The sequence below is a fragment of the Fuerstiella marisgermanici genome (genome assembly GCF_001983935.1).
Classification (GTDB): domain Bacteria; phylum Planctomycetota; class Planctomycetia; order Planctomycetales; family Planctomycetaceae; genus Fuerstiella; species Fuerstiella marisgermanici.
This window is the reverse complement of record NZ_CP017641.1, coordinates 8,416,280-8,437,243: the sequence shown is the minus strand read 5'-3', so window position 1 is coordinate 8,437,243 and position 20,964 is coordinate 8,416,280. Positions and strand designations below refer to the sequence as shown.

Below are 20,964 nucleotides of genomic sequence, written 5' to 3'. Positions count from 1 at the left end.
GAAGTCATCAACATTCACGCATACCACAACTTTCGCCGTCATCCGCGGCCACCGATCGCGCCACACTGTTGCAAAAGAGAAACACCGAAATACGCGCGCATGCCAGCGTTTTCTACCTTTTGATATCCTGATGGCTTAGTATTCAGGTTGTCGCCTGGCCTCGTTTTATGGGGCAGGCACCGAGGTGCGGAACAGCAGGATAGGCGAATGGCAAATTTCAATAATGCAGTTATGCACGTCGGCCGGTTGACGCTGCTGACCGTATTGATGACGGCCATTGCTGTCGCCACAGACCCCGATGCCGAAGAGCTGACGGCGTTCCGTTCCGATCTGTGGAACATGGAATACCGCACCGACAAGAACAAGGACGACGGCGAAAAAGAGCAAGAGGACGACGTCCCAACAACGGATGAGCCCGCGGTCGCTGCTGAATCGCCCGACACAGAAAAACTTCTTCCAGTTAACGACTCGACAGACGACGAAGTTCCTCCCCCGGGCGAAATCGCCTTGCCGGATCTGGAAAAAGAAACGCCACTGGCCGAGTGGCAGGTTGAAACAGGCACGGCACCACGAGTCGTCAGGTTTCAGGCGGTCCCCAGTGCGTGGGAACTAAGCCAGGCCGGCAAGTTTTCACGAAACGCGGCCACCGAATCTTCCAATGGCCCTTCGGCGACGACTTTCGCTGTGGCAATCGTCGCGTGCATCGTGGTTACGGGCGCTCTGTTTTCCGGCCGCGATTAATTGGGCTTGCCCGCCTGACGACCGGACGATCAACGCCGGCAGATCCCCGACCTTGGTGAGAGTGGCGAGCTGCCTCTGGCGACACAATGCCTCTTTTCGGCTCAGTGAAACTCCTCTATGATTGGCCGTTCGCCCCGCTGGCGGAGACTGTTCAGGTTTTCCGGTTTCCTAAAGATTCCATCATGACGTCGCCCAAAGGATGGAGACGATTTATGCCGATTGCTGTGCTGGCCGTCGCCGTGACAATCGCCGCGTCCGTGTTTCTATCTTCAGATTCGTCGGCCGCCGCGCCTGTGCAGCGTGTTCGCGTCGTGAATGAGTTCCCTCACGATCCGTCATCGTTCTGCCAGGGCCTGGTCGTTCACAAGGGAAACCTTATTGAAGGTACCGGGCACTACAACCAGTCGCGATTGATGCAGGTCGATCTGGAAACCGGCAAACCGTCCGTCAACGTGCCATTGCCCGGCGAAATTTTTGGCGAAGGTGTGACCGTCTGGAAGGACACGATCATTCAACTTACGTGGCGCAACGGCTACCTAATCACTTACAACGCAGACACGTTCGAACGTACGGGAACTGTTCGTCTGCGAAGTATCGATTCCAGCCTGCGTGAAGGCTGGGGGATCACTCACGACGGAACTCATCTGATCATCAGCGACGGTTCACCGATCCTGCGCTTCGTTAACCCCGAAACGTTTCAAGCGGTGCGGCGTCTGCGAGTGACCGATGGTCGACGAGCTGTTTCGAAACTGAATGAGCTGGAATTCGTGAACGGTGAGATCTTTGCCAATGTGTGGTACAGCGATCGAATCGCCCGCATCGATCCCGAAACCGGTCGCGTGATCGGTTGGCTGGAATTAAAGCCTCTTCGCCCGCGAGGTCTGTCGCGTGAAGCGGCCTTAAATGGCATTGCGTGGGACGCTGCCAGTAAGCGACTGTTTGTCACAGGCAAAAACTGGCCGACGCTGTACGAAATCGAATTTTGATCCGGCGAGCCCCGGCGGCGGATGTCGCGGGTCACTGAAAGAACGCTTTGCTTGTCGGGATCAAGGTTCGCTCGTCGCGACCGCGATTACCTCACTACGAACCATTCCGTCCGGCAGGCGAGTTTCGAGTTCGGTTCCCTCAGCCACATCCGCAACTGAACGAATCAGTATGCCATCGGCTTTTGTCGTCAGCGAATAGCCGCGAGCCAGCACTTTGATTGGACTAAGTGCGTCCAGCGCGGCGGCCGTTGTGGCCAGCTGCTGATTCAACCGCTCAACCTTCAATCGCATCGCTCGCTCAGCGGATGCACCAAGGTCATCGCAGCGTTGCCGACGTTCGTCGATCAAAGTTGTGGGGCGTTGGAAAATGCTGCGAGATTCGATCGCCTGCAGCGTCAGCCGCAGACGTTCGACGCGCCCCGTGAGTACTCGGTAAATGCGAGACGCCGTGTTGCGCAGATCCTGGCGAAATTCATCGGCGGACGGCACCACCAATTCGCCCGCTTCACTGGGCGTGAGTGCTCGACGATCCGCCACGAGGTCTGCAATCGACACGTCGATCTCATGCCCGACAGCACTGACCACCGGAATTGGACTCGCCGCAATCGCCCGAGCCACACCTTCTTCGTTAAACGGCCACAGGTCTTCCAAACTTCCGCCCCCACGACCGGTGATGATCACATCCACATCCGGAATTTTCGCAGCCGCCCGTAGCCCGGCAGCAATCCGCGGCGCGGCCTGATCGCCCTGAACAGGAACCGGCACAATGATCAGATTGACCGACGGCCAGCGCCGTGTCATCACCTGGATCATGTCCTTCACCGCCGCCGACGTGGGGCTTGTCACCAGTGCGATGCGTCTGGGAAAGCGAGGCAAAGATCGCTTTCGTTCCGGCGCGAACAAGCCTTCTAATTCCAGTTTTTCTTTCAGCTGACGTAACGCCAACTCCAGTTCGCCGACTCCCTGCGGCTGCAGCTTTGTAATGATGAACTGGCAGGTGCCACGAGCGACATACACCTGCAGCGAACCGGTCGCCAATACCTGCAGGCCGTCTTTCGGACGAAACTTTAGCCGCTCAGCAGTTGACCGCCAGATGACGGCTCCGATTTCGGAGTTCTCATCCTTTAGCGTCAGATAGACGTGACCTGCCGCTGAACGTTTGCAATTAGAAATTTCGGCTTCTACACAAACCGGCGGCAGCGTGCTTTCGACAATTTCCTTAAACGCGGTGACCAGCTCCGTCACCGATATTGTGGGCATGCCGCTCATGAGTTCTCTGCGGACGGAATGTCAGAAGAAATGGAGGCCGCCTGTTCGGTGTTCGGGGGACCACTGTCACTTTTCGAACGCAGACGAATATTCAGCGCTTCGACCATCAGTGAAAACGCCATCGCAAAATAGATGTAGCCTTTGTTCACGTGAGTCCCCGCTGCTTCTGCCACGAGCATCACTCCAATCAGAATCAGAAAACTAAGAGCCAGCATCTTAAGAGTCGGATGCTTCTTAACGAAGCGGCTGATCCGGCCTGCAAACGCCATCATGACGATCACGGAAAGCACCACGGCAGTAATCATCACGGTCAGATTTTCTGTCATCCCGACGGCAGTAATGACGGAATCGAGCGAGAAGATGATGTCCATCACGGTGATGTTGATCAGCACGCTGGCGAAGGTACGGCCGGCGGCCAGTTGAGCGTCGTGCTCGGGATCACCTTCGAGCTGTTCGTGAATTTCCTTCACGCTGTGCCGGATCAGAAACAGCCCGCCCAGCAACAGAATGATGTCGCGACCGGAAATTTCATTGACCACGGTCCAGTCTTCACCCGCCAGCGCCTGCAACCAGCCGCTCGGGATACCAAGGGCCGTCAGAGTGATCAGGCCCGACTTCAACCGGATGACGTAGCTGATCACAGACAGCAAGGCGATGCGGGAAAGCATCGCCAGCCCCAGCCCCAGTCGTCGAGCCAAAGGCTGCTGATCTTCCGGCAGGCGGTCGGTCAGGATCGTAATGAAGATAATGTTGTCGATGCCCAGCACGATCTCCATCAGAGTCAGTGCGAGCAGCGCGATAACAGCTTCCATGTTGCTTACCGAATATCAATGACAGTGTTCATCGGCCGGAAATTCGCCACTTTGTACTTCCCCGATGTACTGGCGGACAGCGGCCAGAGCGTCCTGTCGCAAATTCGCGTAATGTTTCAGAAATCGCGGTTTGAAGTCCGGTGTCAGCCCCAGCATGTCCGGCCCTACCAGAACCTGGCCGCTGCAATGCGGGCCGGCTCCAATACCGATGGTCGGTATGGACACGGCCTTGGTAATTCTGCCAGCAATGTCGGCGGGAACCAGTTCCAGCACAATGGAGAACGCGCCGGCGGCTTCTGCGGCTTGAGCGTCTTCCAGAAGCTGCTGTTCGTCGCGTTGGACTTTCCCCATGCCTCCCAATTGTCGAACGGCCTGAGGTCTCATGCCGACATGAGCCATCACAGGAATTTCGGCACGCATGATGGCCTGGATGGTGTCAAACTGAATCGCGCCGCCTTCCAGCTTGACCGCGTCAGCCCCGGTTTCCTTCATGATGCGACCAGCGTTGCGAACGGCTTCTTCCGTGCTGACCTGATACGACATAAACGGCATGTCGACGACCACCAAGGCTCGCCGAACTGCCCGCATGACGATTCGACCGTGATAGATCATTTCGTCCAGAGTCACCGGCAGCGTGCTGTTGTGCCCCTGCACCACCATGCTCAGACTGTCGCCAACCAGAATGCTGTCGACGCCTGCCTCGTCCATGATTCCGGCCCACATATGGTCGTAGGCCGTCACCATCGACAGGCGCTCACCCTTTTCGGCCGCCTGCAGGAACCTGGGAACCGTGACTTTGCGAACTGGTTTGTCACTCACGAATACACTTTCCAAAACCGTTGACGGTGCGATGCGGGAACCAGCCCCCGCAATTTCTCACTCGTCTGCCGCGTCACTGTCTGTTGACGCATCGGCTTTCGGCTTTGCGGGTGCTGAATCCGGTTTCGTACCAAGCTGGTAGCATTTCGCAATGGCTTGCCGGCTATAGTCGATCGATTCGGCCAGAATACGTGCAGATTCCTGACTGGCGTGAAATCCTTTACTGTTTTCGCTGGCGATATAGTCGAGTCTCCACATCGCTTTGCGCTGCAGGTCTCGAATCGGTTGCAGCTCGTCTTCGGTGGCACCGTTTTTCTGAACGGCCATGATTGCGTCGAACATCTCCGTCACGCCGGCGGCCGATCGGTCAATCAGCGATCGCGTTCGGTTTTGAATCACGTCCACTCGTTCCTTCAGTTCCTGTTCGGGAACGTTGTGACACGTCTGGCACGCTTTGTTGATGTTCAACATGGGGCTGCGAACCCAGTGGCTACTCGTCTTAGTAGCCCCGGTTTTCTCGTACGGCATGTGGCAGTCAGCACAACTCACACCTGCACTCGCGTGAATACCCTGACTCCACAACTCAAATTCCGGATGTTGGGCTTTATAAACTTTGGTGCCGGTTTCCTTATGCACATAGTCATAGAATTTCCCGCCTGCAGTGCCTTCTTCGTCGGCGGGGAATTCAGTGTTGTCCCATTCGGCTTCCAGATCTTCGACTTTCAGCCCGTTACTCCACGGAAACGTCAAAGTCATTTTGTTCGCACAGTAGTATTCGACGTGACACTGACCACACACGAATGATCGCAGTTCCTGGCGGGTGGCATGAAGGTTCGGGTCGTACATGCCCTTAGCTCCTTCATCACGCCATTTCTTGATGCTGGGCAGGTGCGGTACTGGATCGTCACTGTGGGCCAGCTTGTTGATGCCCAGAATGAAACCTGGCCGAGTCACGCGGATGGCCATCGTATCCGGATCGTGACAGTCGATGCAGGAAACCGGATGCGCGCTTCCCATGTGAGCGTGCGGATCATCCGACTCGCCGCTTTGGAAATGGTCCGGCGTCTTTTCAAGCTCCGCGTGGACTTCTTCGTACGTCCGTTGGCTGACGGCCTTAAACCCAGCCATGACAGCGTCATGATTATACGATTCGCCAAGCGTCTTCGCGGTGACATCCTGCCCGAGTTGCTCCATGCCAATGCGTCGATAGGTGGGGATGATCGATGCATGACAATGCAGACACGCGCCAGCCTGTTGTACGTCGGTGACTCGTTTTGTGACCTCCTGATCGGCCAGCATGTGAGCATGCCCGCGGGCCTCACGGTAATCAATGCTGAACGCGTAACCGGCGAATAACCGCTTTAGCCACGGGTGCTCTTCCAGCTTGCTGGGTGGAAGAGCATGGTTGCCGCCGAAGTCGGTGTAGTCGTCGTCGACCGTCTTGAGATAGTCCTCATACTGCTGCGGAAAATTCAGGCCCCAGGGCTTGGGGTCGGTGCTGATTTCATTAACCACAACAACCTTCGCAAACGGCGTTCGCGCTTCCTGTTTTCTTTCGAAGATGTTGATCAGCAATGCGACGATCCCAATCGTCGTGGCGGCCACGAGTCCCGTGAGTAATGCCAGCCAGCCAAAACTGCGTTTGTTGCTTGAAGTTGTCATGTGTTGGTACTGCTGAAACTTAGCGAGGTAAACGAAAACCGAGGGTCGTCGTCGTCAGTTAGCGACCGGCGTGACCGACATCCGTGTGGCAATGCACACACTTGAGCATATCCTGACCGTTCACGGCGGGAAGCAATGGATGCACCAGGTCTCCGTGACAGGAGATGCACGTACCTTGCGTGACCCGTCGATTGCGAGGCTTAATCTGAATCGGGTCTTTGTATCCACCAAACGTGAACGCCAGCGAATGAAAGAAGCCGTTGTCCGCCTTCGTCACCCACTTGCCCACAAAGTCGTGCGGCAGGTGACAATCATTGCAAACAGCGACGTGATGATGGCTGCTTTGCTGCCACGAATCCATGTGATCCTGCATCGCATGACAGTTCACACACGACTGCGGATTGTTACTCAAGTAACTGGCCCCTTTGCCGTAGCCGAACGTAAAGGTCCCAAGCCCGGAAAGGATTCCCAGGAACACGGCGAACACAATCGCACCATTCCCAAATCGAGAAGATCGCTTTTCTGTGGGTGCCGGTTGGCTGTCACTGGATGGCAATTCAGTGCCGGCATCATGCGCTGGCATTGCGGGCCCCCGTAGAAATGTAAAGAGTGAGAACGAAAGCTCGACGGCTGTTCGGAGCATAGCACAAGTCACGAAACCGTCCGTAGATATCGGCGCAGTTTCACCGTTACTTACGGTTTTTAACAAAGCGATTCTCATTCGAGTCGCTATCGTCCGAATCAGTTCGTCGCATGCGAGTCGGACAACGGTGCCTTGTTTTGATCGCCACCGCGTCGATGTTATAACTCATCTTGTAACGGAAGCAGCCAGGACTGCCGAACTGAATCATCGTGGGCCAACAAAGACGATGGATTGCAAACATTGCGGACGCAGTAATTTCTTTCGAAAGAGTAAGTCGGGACATCGCTGGTATCATTGGTTCCTGCTGAGAAAGTGTCTGGTGTGCGATTTCTGCTACTACCGCACACTTGCCTGGTGCTGGACGCGAACTAAACCGAAGCAAGACGATCGCGAGTAGCGACTCAAGTCGCGCAAGCCAGGAAGCGTGTCGCCATTCCTGCATTGCCGCACTGCGATATCGGGTTCTGCAGTGCAGCCAGTTGTGCTTTGGATTGCGATCCGAAACAATTGGCCAACCACACCCTCCTGACTTACTTGCCATTGGAGTCTCCGCGCAATGCCTGCCTTGTCTAAAGCTCACGACCTGTTTCCCAACCCCGACGTTCCGCGGCGCACGACACCGGCGTTCCGACGCAGCCGGCTCACTTGGCTATGTGTGACACTGTGTCTCACCTGTGCGATCTCCAGTGCACAGCCGGCAAACGGTCAGGACGAACTCGACCTGCCGGGCGTAAGCGAAAAGCATCAAATGATTCCGATGCGCGATGGCAAGTCGCTGTCTGCGTATTTGTATTTTCCCGTCGGTGATGGTCCGTGGCCGGTAGTTTTCGAACAACGCTACGCCAGCGTTCGAGGCAAGTCGACTCGCCTGGCCGCAGCAAAGCTGGCGCGAGCGGGCTACGTTGTGGCGTTGGTCAACTTTCGCGGCACGCAGCTTTCGGAAGGTCACTATGTGGGCTATCGAGCTCTGCAATGGGGCGAACTGCAGGATGGCTACGACACGTGCGAATGGCTGGGAACACAAAAGTGGAGCACCGGCAAAGTGGGAACCTTTGGCAGTTCTCAGGGCGGCTACGCTCAGAACTACCTGGCGGTCACTCAGCCGCCTCACCTTGTTTGCCAGCACATGACGGACACTGGCCTGAGTCTTTTTCAGGAAGGCTATCGAATTGGCGGGACAACTCGCCCCGAACGCTTCAAGGGGATGGATGGCGTCTGCCGTGATCCGGCCGACAATCGCCGGCTGATGGCCGAATGGTTCAAACATCCAAACTACGATGAGTACTGGCAGGCAGAAGACTGCACACTGCACTTCGACAAAATGAACGTGCCTTGCTTCACCACGGGAAGCTGGTACGACTTCATGAACCAGGGCTCCATCGCCAGCTTTCAGGGTCGTCAACATCGCGGCGGTCAGGATTCGCGCGGCAAGCAGCAACTGGTGATCGGTCCGTGGCTGCACGGTCGGCTAAACAAGGGCCACAAAGTCGGAGAACTCACTTACCCCGAAAACGCGGCGTGGCCTGCCGAAGACTATATGGTGAAGTGGTTCGATCACTTTATGAAGGGCAAAGACAACGGCGTCGACACCGAGCCAAACGTTCGATACTACGTGATGGGTGCCGTCGGTGAACCGGGTTCGCCGGGTAACGAATGGAGAGCGGCAGACGACTTTCCTCCCGCCGCCGATGAGGTATCGTTTTATCTGCAGCAAGATGGAGAGCTAAAAACTGAGACACCGGCTTCGACCAACAGTTCTACCAGTTACGAAAGTGATCCACTCAATCCAATGCAGATACCTGGCCGAGCGTTTCCCGGTGCAAGAGACGCTCGTCCGTTTGAACAGCAATCTCAGGTCCTCACGTTCACAAGTGAGCCGCTAACACACCCCATTGAATGGACCGGTCGTGCGCAGGCAGAACTGTTCGTTTCTTCAACGGCGCGGGACACCGACTTCATCGTCCGCATCAGCGATGTGTATCCCGATGGTCGGTCGATCCTGATCGTCGGCTATCCGTTGCGAGCTCGTTACCGTGAAGGTTTCGATCACGAAGCGTTGCTGAAGCCGGGTGAAGTATACAAGCTGGCGTTTCCTGTGGGATGGTTGAGCCAGATCTTCAACAAAGGGCATCGCATTCGAGTCACCGTCGCCAGCACGGGGGCACCTTTCTATGAACCAAACCCGCAAACCGGCAAACCGTTGACGATCGAATTCCCGGACGATGCCGTCAAAGCAACCAACACGCTCCACCACAGTGCGACGCACGCCTCAAGAATCATCGCCACGGTTGTGAAGTCAGTCCCATGACGGACTCGCCATCGCTGCCGATGGATGTGGACGAACTCCGCATCCGCCGCCTCAAGGCAGACGACGCGGCCGATCTACTGGAACTGTATTCGCTCCCTTCCGTTTCCGAATTCGAAATTTGGGGTCCGTGGAATAGCGACTTCGTCGAAGCCACGCTCTGTTCACAAGCAGAAATTCAGCCAGGCGATCCGGGCGTGGCGTTGATGCTGGCTGTGGAACTTGTTCCCGAACAAAAATTAATTGGCGAAGTTCAACTAACGATACACAGCATCGAAAACGGGCAGGGTGAGATCGGCTTTTCCTTCCACCCCGATTATTGCCGACGCGGGTTTGCCACGAAGGTTGTGAACGCTGTGCTGCAGTATGGTTTTAAGACGCTTGATCTGCACCGCATCATTGCCAACGTAGACGTTCGCAACGAACGATCCATTCGCCTACTGGAACGCATCGGAATGCGTCGAGAAGCTCACTTTGTGCACGTCATGCGACACGAAGAAAAGTGGATCGATGACTACGTCTATGCGTTGCTGCAGCACGAATGGAAAGCCGTATCGTAACTGCGAGGCGGTTTCCGATTGCCAGTTAGAGGTCACTCTGGCGGTTTGCTGACAACCCACGCTGGCACCGGAATCGCTGCACTGCGGGCAACCAGCATCAGGACGCCAGCGGCGATCACAAGAATAGGCACTTCCACGTCGACCGCCAGGCGACCGGTCTGCCGAAGCACGGACAGGCATGCCGCCAGAATGAAGAACGGCCCGATTACCACCGTTGCTTTGTCGATTCCACCGAGCACAAAAGTGACAAAACCGACTGCAGCAAGTCCTAGCGTCCAGACCCAATTGACGGTTGGGATGACACCCAATGTCGACAGCAGCCAGCCAACACCGACGGTGATCAACGCGATGGGAAGCAGCAGGCTGCGTTTGGAAGGGTACATATTTGCACCGAATCGATTGCGAGGTGGGTTGTTGCGCGACTGAAAAGCATACACATTTCATGCACCGCATCAATTCGCGGCTTAGGTCGTGCAAGCAGAACGGACGGAAGCTGCGGCGTCGCCGCAACATTTGTTGCCAAACGACAACGCAAAGAGTGAGCGCCAAAACTACAAACGGCAGCCTTTCAAGCGGTTTGTACAAAAATTCATCAACCGGCATCGCGTTTGTAAAGGTATTCCTGCACTCACGTTGAAGACTGGTTTAGGTGCCATGATGGATTCTGTTGATTTACTTGTTCTGTGCAGCAGTCAGCCCGACCTGCTGCGCAACATAGGCACGCGGCTGGCCAGCCGCTTTCGCCTGCTGGAAAGTTATTCCCTGGCAGAAGCCAGCCAAATGGTGCAATTGCACCGTCCCGCTCTTGCTCTACTGGACCTGCGTCACGCGAACGCTCAGCGCTTCAACCGAGCGTGGGCGCTGGGGCAAAATGTTGAGACGACAAAGCTGATCGTGCTCACGGCGCCGGGCGAATTGACAGAAGATCGCATCCCCGTCGAACTGCAGGGGCGTGTCGCTCTGGTTGAATGCAAGCTACCCGGCGAAAACGGCTCCGCCATATTGAAGTGTGCCGAAAGTCTGTTGACGGGCTTCACATCGGTTCATGCGAAGGAAGCCAATGGCGTGCGGAACGATCAGATCGAGCAACCTTCGATCGCCGAAAAATGTCGCACGCGCACGCCGGCGCTTCAACAGATTCTCAAACGACTGGAAGTCGCCGCTCGACATGACGTGACGATTCTGCTGATCGGCGAGACCGGTTCCGGCAAGACGCATCTTGCACGCATGATCCATGAAAGCTCGTCGCGCCGCGACGAACCACTTCTCACCGTGGCCTGCGGAGCTCTGCCCGGCGAACTGATCGAAAGCGAATTGTTCGGCCACGTGAAGGGCGCATTCACGAGTGCTCATGCAGACAAAGAAGGCAAATTTCTGGCGGCAGGACGAGGAACCATTCTGCTGGACGAAATCGACGTCCTCACACCCGAACAGCAAGTCAAGCTCCTGCGCGTGATTGAAGACGGCCTGTTTGAACCAGTCGGCTCAAACGCAACGAACAAAGTGGCCGCTCGAATCATCGCCGCAAGCAATGTTGAGCTGCAGCCGTTAGTGAACAGTGGCCGTTTCCGAGCTGACCTGTACTACCGCCTGAACACGCTATCGTTCGTAATTCCGCCGTTGCGCAGTCGGTTGCCGGATATTGAGCCACTGGCCCGCCATTTCGTAAATCTGCATGCGGCCAGTCACAGCATTACGATCAACAAAATTGATGACGCGTTCATCGCCGCTTTAGTGAGATACCCGTGGCCGGGAAACGTACGAGAAATGGAAAATGCAATTCGCAGCGCCGTCATTTATTCTCAGCAGGGCATCCTGACTGCCGACACTCTCCCCCCGAACGTGCTGGCAGGTCATGTTGATGAGACGAACGCAGGCGGTTCATCTGAGGAATCCGAAATCGCAGCATTGGCCAGCCAGCTTCCCAGCGAATCGCTTGGCAATCGCATGGAACTTACAGAGAAGCAGATGATCGAACAGGCATTGCTGAACAACCGCTTCAGCCGCACAAAAACTGCGGAGCAATTGGGCATCAGCCGAGTGACGCTGTACAACAAAATGAAGAAGTACGGCATGATGCAAATGTCGAAGTGAGGCAGTCTGTCCCTCCGCAATTCAGTGCGGGAGACGTCGCTCGAACACAGCAAAATCACGGCGAGCATTAGGCGCTGCAACTCGCCTACAACAGCGATCTCGCAGCCGCCAGGTCTTCCGGCGTGTTAATGTTTTTCAGGAACAACAGGTCCGGATCCAGTGCAGCCAACTCACTAACCGGCACCTCAACAACGTTCAGCCCCTGCAGTAGTTTCTGCAAAGAACGTTCACCGCGTTCAAACGATGCCGCAGCCTGTGTTGCAATGCTTCGTCGATAGATAGCGTGCAGAGGCTGGCGACGGCTTTCGTGAACCACCACCAGCGCATCGACGGACGGCTCGAGAGTGAGAAATCGCCGCTGCATTTCAGCAATCACATTGGCGTTTACCAACGGCGTGTCGCAACCGCTCAGAAAGACGCCACAGGTTTCCGCGGCCTCGAGCTTGCGTTGGTCATTCAGGAAGGTCAGCCCCGTCAGCAATCCGCCCAACGGCCCTTCGTTCGGAAATTTGTCCAGCACGACAGTGATCTGAGCGGGCAGCGTCGGCAGGGCCTGCGTTGGATTGGCGATCACGATCACCGGTGCAGCGACATCGTCGATCACGCGGCAGGTGCGGTGAAGAAATGTTTCGTCGCCGAGTCGGATCGACGCCTTGTCGGTTCCCATCCGCTGCGAACGACCGCCACACAACACGATGGCCGCAAATTTGCCCCGTGGAACTGCGTCGGTCGGTTCAATGTTGTCGTAAAAGCGGGTCGACACGCTACACTCCGCTGTCCTGAATTCGTTCCCTGCGCCCTGACGCCCGCTGCGGCCGCCGTTTCGCCGCGCTTCATAGAGAAAATCTGATGACAGAACAATCGTCCGAAACGGCTGAGCCGTGGTACCAGGACGGCCTCAACTTCACCTGCACGCAATGCGGCAAGTGCTGCACGGGAGCCCCCGGTGTGGTTTGGGTGTCTGAGCCTGAAATTAAGGAAATTGCCGATTATCTGGATAAACCGGTCGGCGAAATTCGACTTTTTCACACGCGGATGTTGCGTGGTCGCGTGTCGCTGACGGAGTACCAAAACGGCGATTGCACGTTCTTCGACGCGGAAAAACGTCACTGCAAAGTGTACCCCGTGCGTCCCATGCAATGCCGCACATGGCCGTTCTGGACGTCGAATCTCGAATCGCGTGAGAAGTGGGACGAAGTCTGCGAAGAATGCCCCGGAGCCGGACAAGGCGCATTTTTCAGCATCGAAGAGGTGGAAGAACGGGCTGCGAAAGTCAAAATCTGATTGATACGCAAAAAACCCTTACCCGGATTCGCCTGGCCTTTGAATATCCTTGATTTTAGCCGGGCCGGACGGACGATGGAGCATACATAGCGAACCGTGTTTTCAGACCTGTTGCAAGCAACAACAGAAATCACGGCGTCGCTGCTTCAAAGATTGCCACCGTCAGGATGGCCGTCTGGATTTGTGTTCCGGGAACTAGTGAGTTCGCCAGTCGCGATCCGGCAGAATTTGCCGCCGCCTGCTGACGTCTCGTTCTGAGGTTTGCTTCAATGGCCGTCAAGATGTCATTTTCACAACTGAGCTGTACCGTCGCGATGACCGTCAGCGTGCTGGCCACATCGCAACTGGCTCAGGGACAGCTGATTCGAGCTCCGCTGGACACCGGATTTGTGCGAACGTCGTCAATCTCAATGACGGTCGACGAGCTGCTGGGTTCTCAAAAAACGCGGGCCGAAGGCGAGCCACTATTGGGACCGGGATACCCGGATCTGCGGATCGCGGAAGTCCAATTCAAGCCCGTACGTTATCGTCGTATGGACGTCACCAACCCTCAAACCGGCGAACGCAGCAAAGAGCTCGTGTGGTACATGGTGTACCGAGTGATCCCGCGTGACCCGACCGAACTGGCTGGCGACAGTCGTGACGACCTTGTCAAGAAACTGAGCGACCCGAATTTATTGCCACAAAATCAGCTCGAACCACCAACGCGTGCCCCGTTGCTGCTTCCGCGTTTCATCCTTCGCACGGACGATGCCGGAAACCAGCAAACCTACGTCGATGAAGTGAACCTCGAAATCCAGCGCAATGTCCTGGCTCGTGAATTCCGCAATCGAGCTGAGAATTTGCAGCTAATGAACAGCGTGCAGGCGATTACCGAAGTCACCGAAACAGTGTCGGACTCTGATCCGGACGAATTAAGCAAGGCGTTGTACGGCGTCGCAGTGTGGAGAAATGTTGACCCGACCACTGACTACTTCACCGTCATGATGACAGGCTTTTCAAACGCCTATCGCGTCTTGCAAAACGCGGATGGGAGCACGGTTGTGGAGCACAAAGTCATCGTGCAGAAGTTTGGACGGCCCGGCGATGAGTTCAATCAGCAGGAAAATGAATTCCGCCTGATCGACAAAGCTCGGCTGAAAACAAACGGCGACATCGTCGTCGATACGGACTCCGGCGCGTCGACCTATCCGGCAAATCGACCAGCCCCCGCATTTGTCAATCGCCTGCGAGCCCAGTTTCAGGAAATGGAGGCGGCTGGTGAGCTGCCTGAGCTTTCCTGGCCGATGTGGGAATACCAGCCACGCCCGAAAGCCAACATTACGGTTCCTGAGTACGACAGTATTCTCAGGAATGCAAAGAACAAAGTGGCCACTCAGCCGGCTGCTCAGTAGACAAATTTGGGTTCGAAGGCTGAGAACGCTTCGCAAAAGCGACGGAACCCCCTTGATTTATCAAGGATATCCGTCAGAATTCGCCGCTTCCGGCTTTGGTCGGACGGCCGTCAATTTTCAATGCATTCAGATATCAGAAATAATTGGAGCTTGCAGTAATGGCTCATAAGAAGGGACAGGGTTCCAGCCGCAACGGACGCGATTCCAACGCGCAGCGGCGAGGCATCAAGAAATTTGGCGGGGAATCCGTCCTTGCAGGCAACATTTTGGCTCGCCAATGTGGCACCAAATGGCATGCCGGCCGCAACGTCGGGACTGGTCGTGACTACACGCTGTTCGCTCTGTGCGACGGCGAAGTTGCGTTCGACCAAAAAGGTCGACGCATCAATATCGTCCCGGTTGAGAGCAACTGATTCGGCTTGCCGAACCAACGAAACATCCAGAAGCCCGGCATTTTGACAATGCCGGGCTTTTTTCATTCGATCGGTGCGACGTCCACGCTGACGCTTAGCACAGGATCTCCGCCGCCGAGAAACACGCCCTTGATCGGCACGACGTCGCTGTAATCACGGCCGACGGCGATCGGAATATGGTCGATGCCGCACAAACAGTCGTTGGTCGGGTCAAAATCGACCCAGCCAAGGTCACTGCCGCAGTAGACCGAAAACCAGGCATGCGACTGGTCGGCACCGACGAGACGTTCTTTGCCTTCCGGCGGATGCGTGCGAAGGTAGCCGCTTACGTAGCGGGCTGGCAGGTTCAACGACCGCAGACACGCCACGCCGACGTGAGCGAAGTCCTGACAAACGCCGTGACGCCCGTCAAAAGCCGTCTTCGTAGGAGTATCGACTTTGGTTGCGTTTTTGTCGTACTTGAAGTCGGTGTAGATCTGATGGTTCAGACTGGTCATGGCCGCCAGAATTGGCCGTTGAGGTTCAACCAAAGTTGCCGCATAGCCTGCGAATTCTGAGGTCCGCTGAATTCGCGGCGAATCGTACAGAAACGGGACGACGGATAGCCAGTTCGGGTCCGTGCGGTCGTTAACGGCGGCCTGCACCTGACCACAGGTTTGCGACGCTTCAAGGGCGGGAAGTTGCCGAGGCAACACGGTGACTCGACTGGTGGCGGTGATCGACAGTTGCGAATGACTTTGCTCAAGAGCAAATCGCGTCGCCGTGTTGCCGAACATATCAACGCGATCAGTGGTCTCACCCGGCGATGGGACAATATTCAGCCGATGACTCTGCACCTGCAAATACTGCGTCGGCTGCGGCGTGAGCATGACGACGTTGTGGCAGATACTGACCGGGCTGGAATAGCGATAGCTGGTTGTGTGAGTAATTTTGTATTGCATTCGGAACTTCAGATTTCGCATCACCGGGTGCGTCACTGAATGTGACGACCGTAGCTTTCTTCCGACGAACCAAAATGGCGCGGCAGGCCAGCATGGATCAAAAACCGACCGCTAAGAGCATCGGAGAGTTTAGGAAGCTGCTCATCAAGCCGCTTCAGCAGCTTCTTAAGCGCCGTCCGGCTGTTGGCGCGGTCCATTTGACTGATTTCGTAGACGTCCGCAAGTCGCACACTGTTTGCCATCGACATTCCCAGCTTTTGCTCGGTTGTCGGCAGGGCTCGCGTATCATTCCCGGGCATCGCTTCCAGATGCTCGTTGATACGGTTCAACTGGTAAATGATCGAACGCGGGTTCGACGTATCGGTGATCAGAAGATCCAGCACCACAGGGATCTGAAACGTCGACAGATATCGACTGCGATAAGTCATCAGGCTGCCGGTCACTGTGAGCAAAGCTTCCAGCGTTTCTGCATCGTCGCTGCGATGGTCACCAAAGAAACTCTTCAACATCGACGCGGTTTGCCAACTTCGTTCGATGCGGCGACCCAAATCCAGAAATCTCCAGCCCAGCGTCCGCGTCATTCCCTCGTCGACCAGGCCTGCGAAACTGGATAGCGATGCGAGCGTGTTCTCCAACAGTTCGGATTCATCCACAAACCGTATCTCACCCCGAGATGCGTGCAGAAATTCACTGTTCAGTCGGTCCACCGCTCGCCACATGTCGATCGAAATCCGGTCGCGCACTCGCCTGGTGGTACGCACGGCGTTGTTCACAGACGAACGCAGTGACATCGAACGTTTTCCATCAAGCATCGCTTCCGGCAGTGCCTGCATCACGTCCGAGAACGCGACGTCGCCACTTGGATCGGCCAGCACCGGGTCGATCTGTCGCTGGCTGGCCAGAACCCTCAGCAGCGGCGTGTTTTCCGGCCCGTTGGTGTCTTCCGATTCCAGACTGTCAAAGAGCGTCTGAAGTAGGCGAGCCGTTTGCTCCGCTCGTTCCGCATGCCGCCCTAACCAGAAAAAGTTGTCAGCCACTCGGCTGGGAAGTTCAGCTCCACTGCGCCTTGGTTCTACCTGAGTTGTCGAGGGTTCCAGAAGCGAGGTGGTATCGACTTCTTTGTCTGACAGCACCCAAACGTCCTGGCTGCGTTCGCCGGCGGTCATTGTGAAGTTCAGGCTGTCCGAATCTGCGGACACTCGTGCCAGCCCCCCCGGCAACGCCTGATAGCCGTCCTTTCGAGCGACAACGTAGGTTCGCAAACCCACGTACCATGGCGCGACACCGTCGTCTGTCAGCACCGGCGTGGTCGAACGCGCGACAGTTTCCTGACCGACGTAGTGCTGCGGATTGGCGTTAATCTTCGCAATAACGTCCTGCCGCTGCTTCTCTGACAGCGAGTGCCCCACGATCGGCGGATCGTCCGTCATGCGAAACGCGGCTCGAATCTGCATGCGAGGCAGATTGTCAATCACATAGCTGCGTGCCTTCGCTTCAGCACACCACCATGTAGCAACGGAAGGCATCTGCAGCTCTTCGCCCAACAACCGCTTGGCGATGGCTGGAAGGAAGGGCAGAAATACGGGCGATTCGGCCAGACGACTGCCCATCGCATTCGCCACGGCAACTCGCCCCATCCGCACCACGTCCAGCATCGACGATATGCCACTGGTTGAATTGGGATTCAGTTCGACCGAATCACAATCGTCGTCGTCCAGCCGGCGCAGCAACACTTCGACGGGGAGCAGCCCTCCCAGCGTTAGCAACTGCACACGATTGTCCCGCACAGCAAGGTCGTCGCCTTCCGCCAGCGTGTAACCCAGGTAGCGAGCCAGATAGGAATCTTCGAAGTACGATTTACTCTGCGGCCCCTTGGTCCACATCACAATCCGCGGATTGTCCTTAAACCGAGGAGCCAGCTGCCGCAGCTGATCCTTCAAAGTCGCGTAGAATCCGGCAAGACGCTGAACGGGCAGTTGACGAAACACGTTCGACAGCATTCGTGACGTGATGACCCGATTCTCCAGCAGATAGCCGAGACCAAAAGGCGAACGAGTACGATCTCCGGTCGCCCACCAGACACCGTCGGGAGCTCGAGCCAGATCTGTCACGCAGTACGTCAGGTATCGCTGATCAGCGTTGTACAGGTTTTGATAAGCGGGGTACCAGCCCGGGTGACCGAACAGCAGACTCGGCGGAAGAATTTTTTCCTTCAGCAAAACCTGCTCGCCGAAGAGGTCAGCCAGCAGTGCTTCCAGCACGCGAGCGCGCTGACTTAACCGCTCTGTCAGCGCTGTCCATTCGACATCGGACAACACCATGGGAATCGCGTCCAGAGTCCATGGCCGCGACACCAGTCCATCTTTGTCGTGTGGGTTGAACGTAATGCCGTCGCGTTGAATGTGCGACTGAGCCTGCTGCCATCGCTTCCGCAAATCGGCCTCGCCCATCGACTCGATGTGCGCGATCGCGGCTTTCCATTCGGGACGTGGCTGCCCCACGCCGACCACGGCTTCATCATAAACTCCAGCCGGCGGCGCATAGTTGGCAAATAGCTTCTGCGGCGACGCTTGCGTCTGAGTTTGTGACATTGAAAGTGAGTGACCGGTTTTTGTCAGCAGAGTCCAGCGTAATTAGATGGTATCGATCCACGATCGAAATTCGCCCCACACGTCGGATGCGAGATCGTCGGAACTTCCAGCATCAGGGGTCGCAATAGCAGTTGCTGTCGCAGCAGATGACGAATCATCGAAAAGATCGTCCTGTTCTGACTGAGCCGACGAAGACACCCCGAAACTCGCCCGTACAGCCGCAACTCGTGATGAGGAACCTGATGCGGAGTTGCCCAGACTGTCGACGTTGGCTCGAATCTGAGCGGCCGTCAAAGCACTGCTGCCTTTGGACTGGTCAATCTGAGTGTTGGTACCGGAAAGCTTGACCAACTGAATCAGAAACGAATCGCTGGCGTTGAAGGCACCATTGCCGTCGACATCTGCCGCCAGTCCGAGTTGATCAATATTGGCGCGGATCTGAGCGGCCGTCAGAGGGCTGCTTCCCTTGCTTTGATCAATCTGCGTATTCGTGCCGGAGAGCTTCACAAGATGAATCATGAATGCGTCGCTGGCGTCAAAGTCGCTGTCGCCGTCAACATTCCCGTTGCCCTGATTGCCGCCACCGTCGTTATCGTTGATCGTACCAGTAGCTGTTGCTGTGCCGATCACTGCTCCACCGGCCCCGGACAGCACTACCGAAAACGTTTCGTTCGATTCAGGAAGCGTGTCGTCTACGGTGGTGATCGTGATGGTCTTTGAGGTTTCACCTGGCGTAAACGTTAGCTGTGTATTTGTGTGGCCCGAAAAATCGGCCCCCGCAACTGCCCCTGTAGGTCCTGCGCCGTTGGCGGTGGAATAGCGTACGGTCACATCGCTGGCAGCCGCTTCACTAAGCGTGACAGTGAAGACGGCATCGGATCCTTCGGCGACCGCCGCAGCATCGGAGATCGACAGAGAAGGCAAAGCGGCATCGTTGTCGTTAATTGTGCCAATTGCGGCCGGTGTAGCGATCGTTGCACCAACAGAATCGAAGAACTGCAACTCGAATGTTTCGGCCGGTTCCGGATTGTCGTCGTCCAATGTTGTCACAGTCACCGTCTTTTCGGTCTCACCCGCCGCAAAAGTCAGTGTTTGATTGGAAATCGCTGTCAGGTCCACCCCATCAGTCGCGCCTGAAGGCCCATTGCCGTCCGCTGTTCGGTATTTCACGGTCACCGCACTATCTGCGGCAACGTTTAACCTCACTGTGAATGTCGCGACTTCGCCCTCGGTCACGGGCAAGGCGTTGATGGCGGAAATACGAGGCAGTGGATCATCGTTGTCAGTGATCGTGCCTTGCGCCGTGGCATTGCCAATCGATACGCCACTGGCATTCGACAACGTCACGTCAAATGTTTCGGTTGCTTCCACCAAAGCGTCGTCCGTGGTCGCAATCGTGATCTGTTTCTGTGTTTCGCCCGGAGCAAACGTGAGTGTCTGGTCGGTTTTAGCGGTGTAGTCCTCACCGGCTAAAGCACCGGTGGGGCCGTCTCCGTCAACTGTCGAATAATTGACTGTGACTGCGGTGGCCATCGCGGCACTAAGCGTGACATTGAAGACGGCGTTGCCACCTTCACTAACTGCGCTGGCATTTGAAATGGAGATTGTCGGGCCCGATGGAGCCTGTAAAATCAGCGATGCGGCCGAAAAGTCGAATGTGCCGGACTGACCAGTGATGGCCCCGGTTTCGTTGTCCGTAAAGTTAATTGAGGTTCCTGAGAAACCTGCCTTCGCAGTAAAGCGGGCGACATACAAAGTGCGGCCGTTGTTTCCGTGACTGTTGGGCCAACCAGCGTCCTGAGCCGCGTCCGTGTCGGTGTACCGAGCCTTCAGAACAGTGTCTGTGGCCGCGTCGTTGTCTGATTTTGACTCAGTAAGCGTCTGAATTGAACCGCCTTGCAGACCTTCCTGGAAGACGTTGATGACCTCAACGAAGGTCAACGCGTCGGCATCAAAGTGAAGGTTGAAATCGATCAGACTGGCTCTTAATGCGACGCCTGCGCCATTGTCGTCGGTGGTCTGATAGACGATTGGAATATCTACAGTCTCACCAGCCGCAACCTGTTTGACCGGCGCATCGGACAGGATGTTCTGTGCTGCCAGCAGAGCGCGGTCTTCCAGTCGCTCACAGGCGGCATTTTCGAAGCCGTCTGCAGCCGTCTTGTAACCGCTTCGCCGACGCCGTAAAGAACCTTGTCCTGTAAGCTGTAAACCGTTGGACATAAACGACTTCAGAATATCGCGCATTTGATTCCTTCCTGACTCGGCCAACCACAGTCGCATTTATACTTCCGGCGATTGACTACCGAAAAGCGGACACGGGCACCGCTGGAAATTTGAATGAAGAACCTTCGGAACGTAGCAATGTCGACGTATCAAAGTAAACAATCTAACTACCGGCTAGCCTAATTTCTCCCAAGGCTTACCGCTTCCGAATCTGGCTCAATCGT

At 56.1% G+C, this 20,964-nt stretch carries 18 protein-coding genes; 8 read left to right on the top strand and 10 right to left on the bottom strand.

Annotation, left to right across the window (positions count from 1 at the left end):
* Positions 1–207: 207 nt before the first annotated feature.
* Together Fuma_RS31955 and Fuma_RS31950 are read left to right on the top strand one after the other, a co-directional pair.
* Positions 208–741 carry a hypothetical protein gene (locus Fuma_RS31955; protein WP_145944491.1) on the top strand — a complete coding sequence of 178 codons (534 nt, stop codon included), beginning with the start codon at positions 208–210 and terminating at the stop codon, positions 739–741.
* A 182-nt stretch (positions 742–923) separates the two neighbouring features.
* Complete coding sequence (locus Fuma_RS31950; RefSeq protein ID WP_218922340.1) at positions 924–1,727, top strand: glutaminyl-peptide cyclotransferase; 804 nt, start codon at positions 924–926, stop codon at positions 1,725–1,727.
* Positions 1,728–1,787: 60 nt separating this feature from the next.
* Here Fuma_RS31950 and xseA read toward each other — a convergent pair whose 3' ends face one another.
* From xseA to nrfH, 5 genes are read right to left on the bottom strand one after another with little or no spacing between them, the layout of a single operon-like run.
* Positions 1,788–2,987, bottom strand: a complete 1,200-nt coding sequence (gene xseA / locus Fuma_RS31945) for an exodeoxyribonuclease VII large subunit (RefSeq protein WP_229360790.1) — start codon at positions 2,985–2,987, stop codon at positions 1,788–1,790.
* A 5-nt stretch (positions 2,988–2,992) separates the two neighbouring features.
* Positions 2,993–3,808, bottom strand: coding sequence for a TerC family protein (locus Fuma_RS31940; protein ID WP_077027677.1), 816 nt, complete (start codon positions 3,806–3,808; stop codon positions 2,993–2,995).
* Between the two features lie 15 nt (positions 3,809–3,823).
* Positions 3,824–4,627, bottom strand: coding sequence for a 3-methyl-2-oxobutanoate hydroxymethyltransferase (gene panB / locus Fuma_RS31935; protein WP_077028690.1), 804 nt, complete (start codon positions 4,625–4,627; stop codon positions 3,824–3,826).
* A 57-nt stretch (positions 4,628–4,684) separates the two neighbouring features.
* Positions 4,685–6,289 carry an ammonia-forming cytochrome c nitrite reductase subunit c552 gene (locus Fuma_RS31930; protein ID WP_077027676.1) on the bottom strand — a complete coding sequence of 535 codons (1,605 nt, stop codon included), beginning with the start codon at positions 6,287–6,289 and terminating at the stop codon, positions 4,685–4,687.
* Positions 6,290–6,347: 58 nt separating this feature from the next.
* On the bottom strand, positions 6,348–6,872 hold the full coding sequence (gene nrfH / locus Fuma_RS31925; RefSeq protein WP_077027675.1) for a cytochrome c nitrite reductase small subunit: 525 nt from the start codon (positions 6,870–6,872) through the stop codon (positions 6,348–6,350).
* Between the two features lie 616 nt (positions 6,873–7,488).
* Between nrfH and Fuma_RS31915 the strand changes: the two genes are divergently transcribed.
* Together Fuma_RS31915 and Fuma_RS31910 are read left to right on the top strand one after the other, a co-directional pair.
* Positions 7,489–9,240 carry a CocE/NonD family hydrolase gene (locus tag Fuma_RS31915; protein WP_083732472.1) on the top strand — a complete coding sequence of 584 codons (1,752 nt, stop codon included), beginning with the start codon at positions 7,489–7,491 and terminating at the stop codon, positions 9,238–9,240.
* On the top strand, positions 9,237–9,797 hold the full coding sequence (locus Fuma_RS31910; protein ID WP_077027673.1) for a GNAT family N-acetyltransferase: 561 nt from the start codon (positions 9,237–9,239) through the stop codon (positions 9,795–9,797). The genes Fuma_RS31915 and Fuma_RS31910 overlap by 4 nt, the downstream gene beginning before the upstream one ends.
* Positions 9,798–9,829: 32 nt before the next feature.
* Here Fuma_RS31910 and Fuma_RS31905 read toward each other — a convergent pair whose 3' ends face one another.
* Complete coding sequence (locus Fuma_RS31905; RefSeq protein ID WP_145944490.1) at positions 9,830–10,180, bottom strand: hypothetical protein; 351 nt, start codon at positions 10,178–10,180, stop codon at positions 9,830–9,832.
* Between the two features lie 271 nt (positions 10,181–10,451).
* Between Fuma_RS31905 and Fuma_RS31900 the strand changes: the two genes are divergently transcribed.
* Complete coding sequence (locus Fuma_RS31900; protein WP_083732679.1) at positions 10,452–11,891, top strand: sigma-54 interaction domain-containing protein; 1,440 nt, start codon at positions 10,452–10,454, stop codon at positions 11,889–11,891.
* Between the two features lie 85 nt (positions 11,892–11,976).
* Here the strand turns inward: Fuma_RS31900 and mobA are convergent, their stop codons facing one another.
* Positions 11,977–12,654 (bottom strand): molybdenum cofactor guanylyltransferase, encoded by a 678-nt coding sequence (mobA, locus tag Fuma_RS31895; protein ID WP_077027670.1) that lies wholly within the window; start codon positions 12,652–12,654, stop codon positions 11,977–11,979.
* 86 nt (positions 12,655–12,740) lie between these two features.
* On the opposite strand from mobA, the gene Fuma_RS31890 reads away from it, so the two are divergent.
* From Fuma_RS31890 to rpmA, 3 genes are all read left to right on the top strand, one after another.
* A complete protein-coding gene (locus Fuma_RS31890) occupies positions 12,741–13,175 on the top strand; it encodes a YkgJ family cysteine cluster protein (protein ID WP_077027669.1) in 435 nt (144 codons plus the stop codon).
* Between the two features lie 281 nt (positions 13,176–13,456).
* Positions 13,457–14,569 carry a hypothetical protein gene (locus tag Fuma_RS31885; RefSeq protein ID WP_145944489.1) on the top strand — a complete coding sequence of 371 codons (1,113 nt, stop codon included), beginning with the start codon at positions 13,457–13,459 and terminating at the stop codon, positions 14,567–14,569.
* A gap of 158 nt (positions 14,570–14,727) precedes the next feature.
* Entirely contained in the window at positions 14,728–14,982 is a 255-nt protein-coding gene (gene rpmA / locus Fuma_RS31880) for a 50S ribosomal protein L27 (protein WP_077027667.1), read from the top strand.
* A gap of 62 nt (positions 14,983–15,044) precedes the next feature.
* On the opposite strand, the gene Fuma_RS31875 is transcribed toward rpmA, so the two are convergent.
* From Fuma_RS31875 to Fuma_RS31865, 3 genes are read right to left on the bottom strand one after another with little or no spacing between them, the layout of a single operon-like run.
* Entirely contained in the window at positions 15,045–15,923 is an 879-nt protein-coding gene (locus Fuma_RS31875; protein ID WP_077028688.1) for a transglutaminase family protein, read from the bottom strand.
* Between the two features lie 32 nt (positions 15,924–15,955).
* Positions 15,956–18,514: a circularly permuted type 2 ATP-grasp protein gene (locus tag Fuma_RS31870; protein ID WP_077027666.1), complete on the bottom strand. Its 2,559-nt coding sequence runs from the start codon at positions 18,512–18,514 to the stop codon at positions 15,956–15,958.
* A gap of 42 nt (positions 18,515–18,556) precedes the next feature.
* Complete coding sequence (locus tag Fuma_RS31865; protein WP_077027665.1) at positions 18,557–20,761, bottom strand: Calx-beta domain-containing protein; 2,205 nt, start codon at positions 20,759–20,761, stop codon at positions 18,557–18,559.
* Positions 20,762–20,964: the final 203 nt, after the last annotated feature.

What these genes read in the sequence shown, in the direction of transcription:
- Fuma_RS31955 (WP_145944491.1), top strand. Translation starts at nt 208, where the DNA reads ATGGCAAATTTCAATAATGCAGTTATGCACGTCGGCCGGTTGACGCTG.
- Fuma_RS31950 (WP_218922340.1), top strand. Translation starts at nt 924, where the DNA reads ATGACGTCGCCCAAAGGATGGAGACGATTTATGCCGATTGCTGTGCTG.
- xseA (WP_229360790.1), bottom strand. Translation starts at nt 2,987, where the DNA reads ATGCCCACAATATCGGTGACGGAGCTGGTCACCGCGTTTAAGGAAATT.
- Fuma_RS31940 (WP_077027677.1), bottom strand. Translation starts at nt 3,808, where the DNA reads ATGGAAGCTGTTATCGCGCTGCTCGCACTGACTCTGATGGAGATCGTG.
- Fuma_RS31930 (WP_077027676.1), bottom strand. Translation starts at nt 6,289, where the DNA reads ATGACAACTTCAAGCAACAAACGCAGTTTTGGCTGGCTGGCATTACTC.
- nrfH (WP_077027675.1), bottom strand. Translation starts at nt 6,872, where the DNA reads ATGCCAGCGCATGATGCCGGCACTGAATTGCCATCCAGTGACAGCCAA.
- Fuma_RS31915 (WP_083732472.1), top strand. Translation starts at nt 7,489, where the DNA reads ATGCCTGCCTTGTCTAAAGCTCACGACCTGTTTCCCAACCCCGACGTT.
- Fuma_RS31910 (WP_077027673.1), top strand. Translation starts at nt 9,237, where the DNA reads ATGACGGACTCGCCATCGCTGCCGATGGATGTGGACGAACTCCGCATC.
- Fuma_RS31905 (WP_145944490.1), bottom strand. Translation starts at nt 10,180, where the DNA reads ATGTACCCTTCCAAACGCAGCCTGCTGCTTCCCATCGCGTTGATCACC.
- Fuma_RS31900 (WP_083732679.1), top strand. Translation starts at nt 10,452, where the DNA reads ATGATGGATTCTGTTGATTTACTTGTTCTGTGCAGCAGTCAGCCCGAC.
- Fuma_RS31890 (WP_077027669.1), top strand. Translation starts at nt 12,741, where the DNA reads ATGACAGAACAATCGTCCGAAACGGCTGAGCCGTGGTACCAGGACGGC.
- Fuma_RS31885 (WP_145944489.1), top strand. Translation starts at nt 13,457, where the DNA reads ATGTCATTTTCACAACTGAGCTGTACCGTCGCGATGACCGTCAGCGTG.
- rpmA (WP_077027667.1), top strand. Translation starts at nt 14,728, where the DNA reads ATGGCTCATAAGAAGGGACAGGGTTCCAGCCGCAACGGACGCGATTCC.
- Fuma_RS31875 (WP_077028688.1), bottom strand. Translation starts at nt 15,923, where the DNA reads ATGCAATACAAAATTACTCACACAACCAGCTATCGCTATTCCAGCCCG.
- Fuma_RS31870 (WP_077027666.1), bottom strand. Translation starts at nt 18,514, where the DNA reads ATGTCACAAACTCAGACGCAAGCGTCGCCGCAGAAGCTATTTGCCAAC.
- Fuma_RS31865 (WP_077027665.1), bottom strand. Translation starts at nt 20,761, where the DNA reads ATGCGCGATATTCTGAAGTCGTTTATGTCCAACGGTTTACAGCTTACA.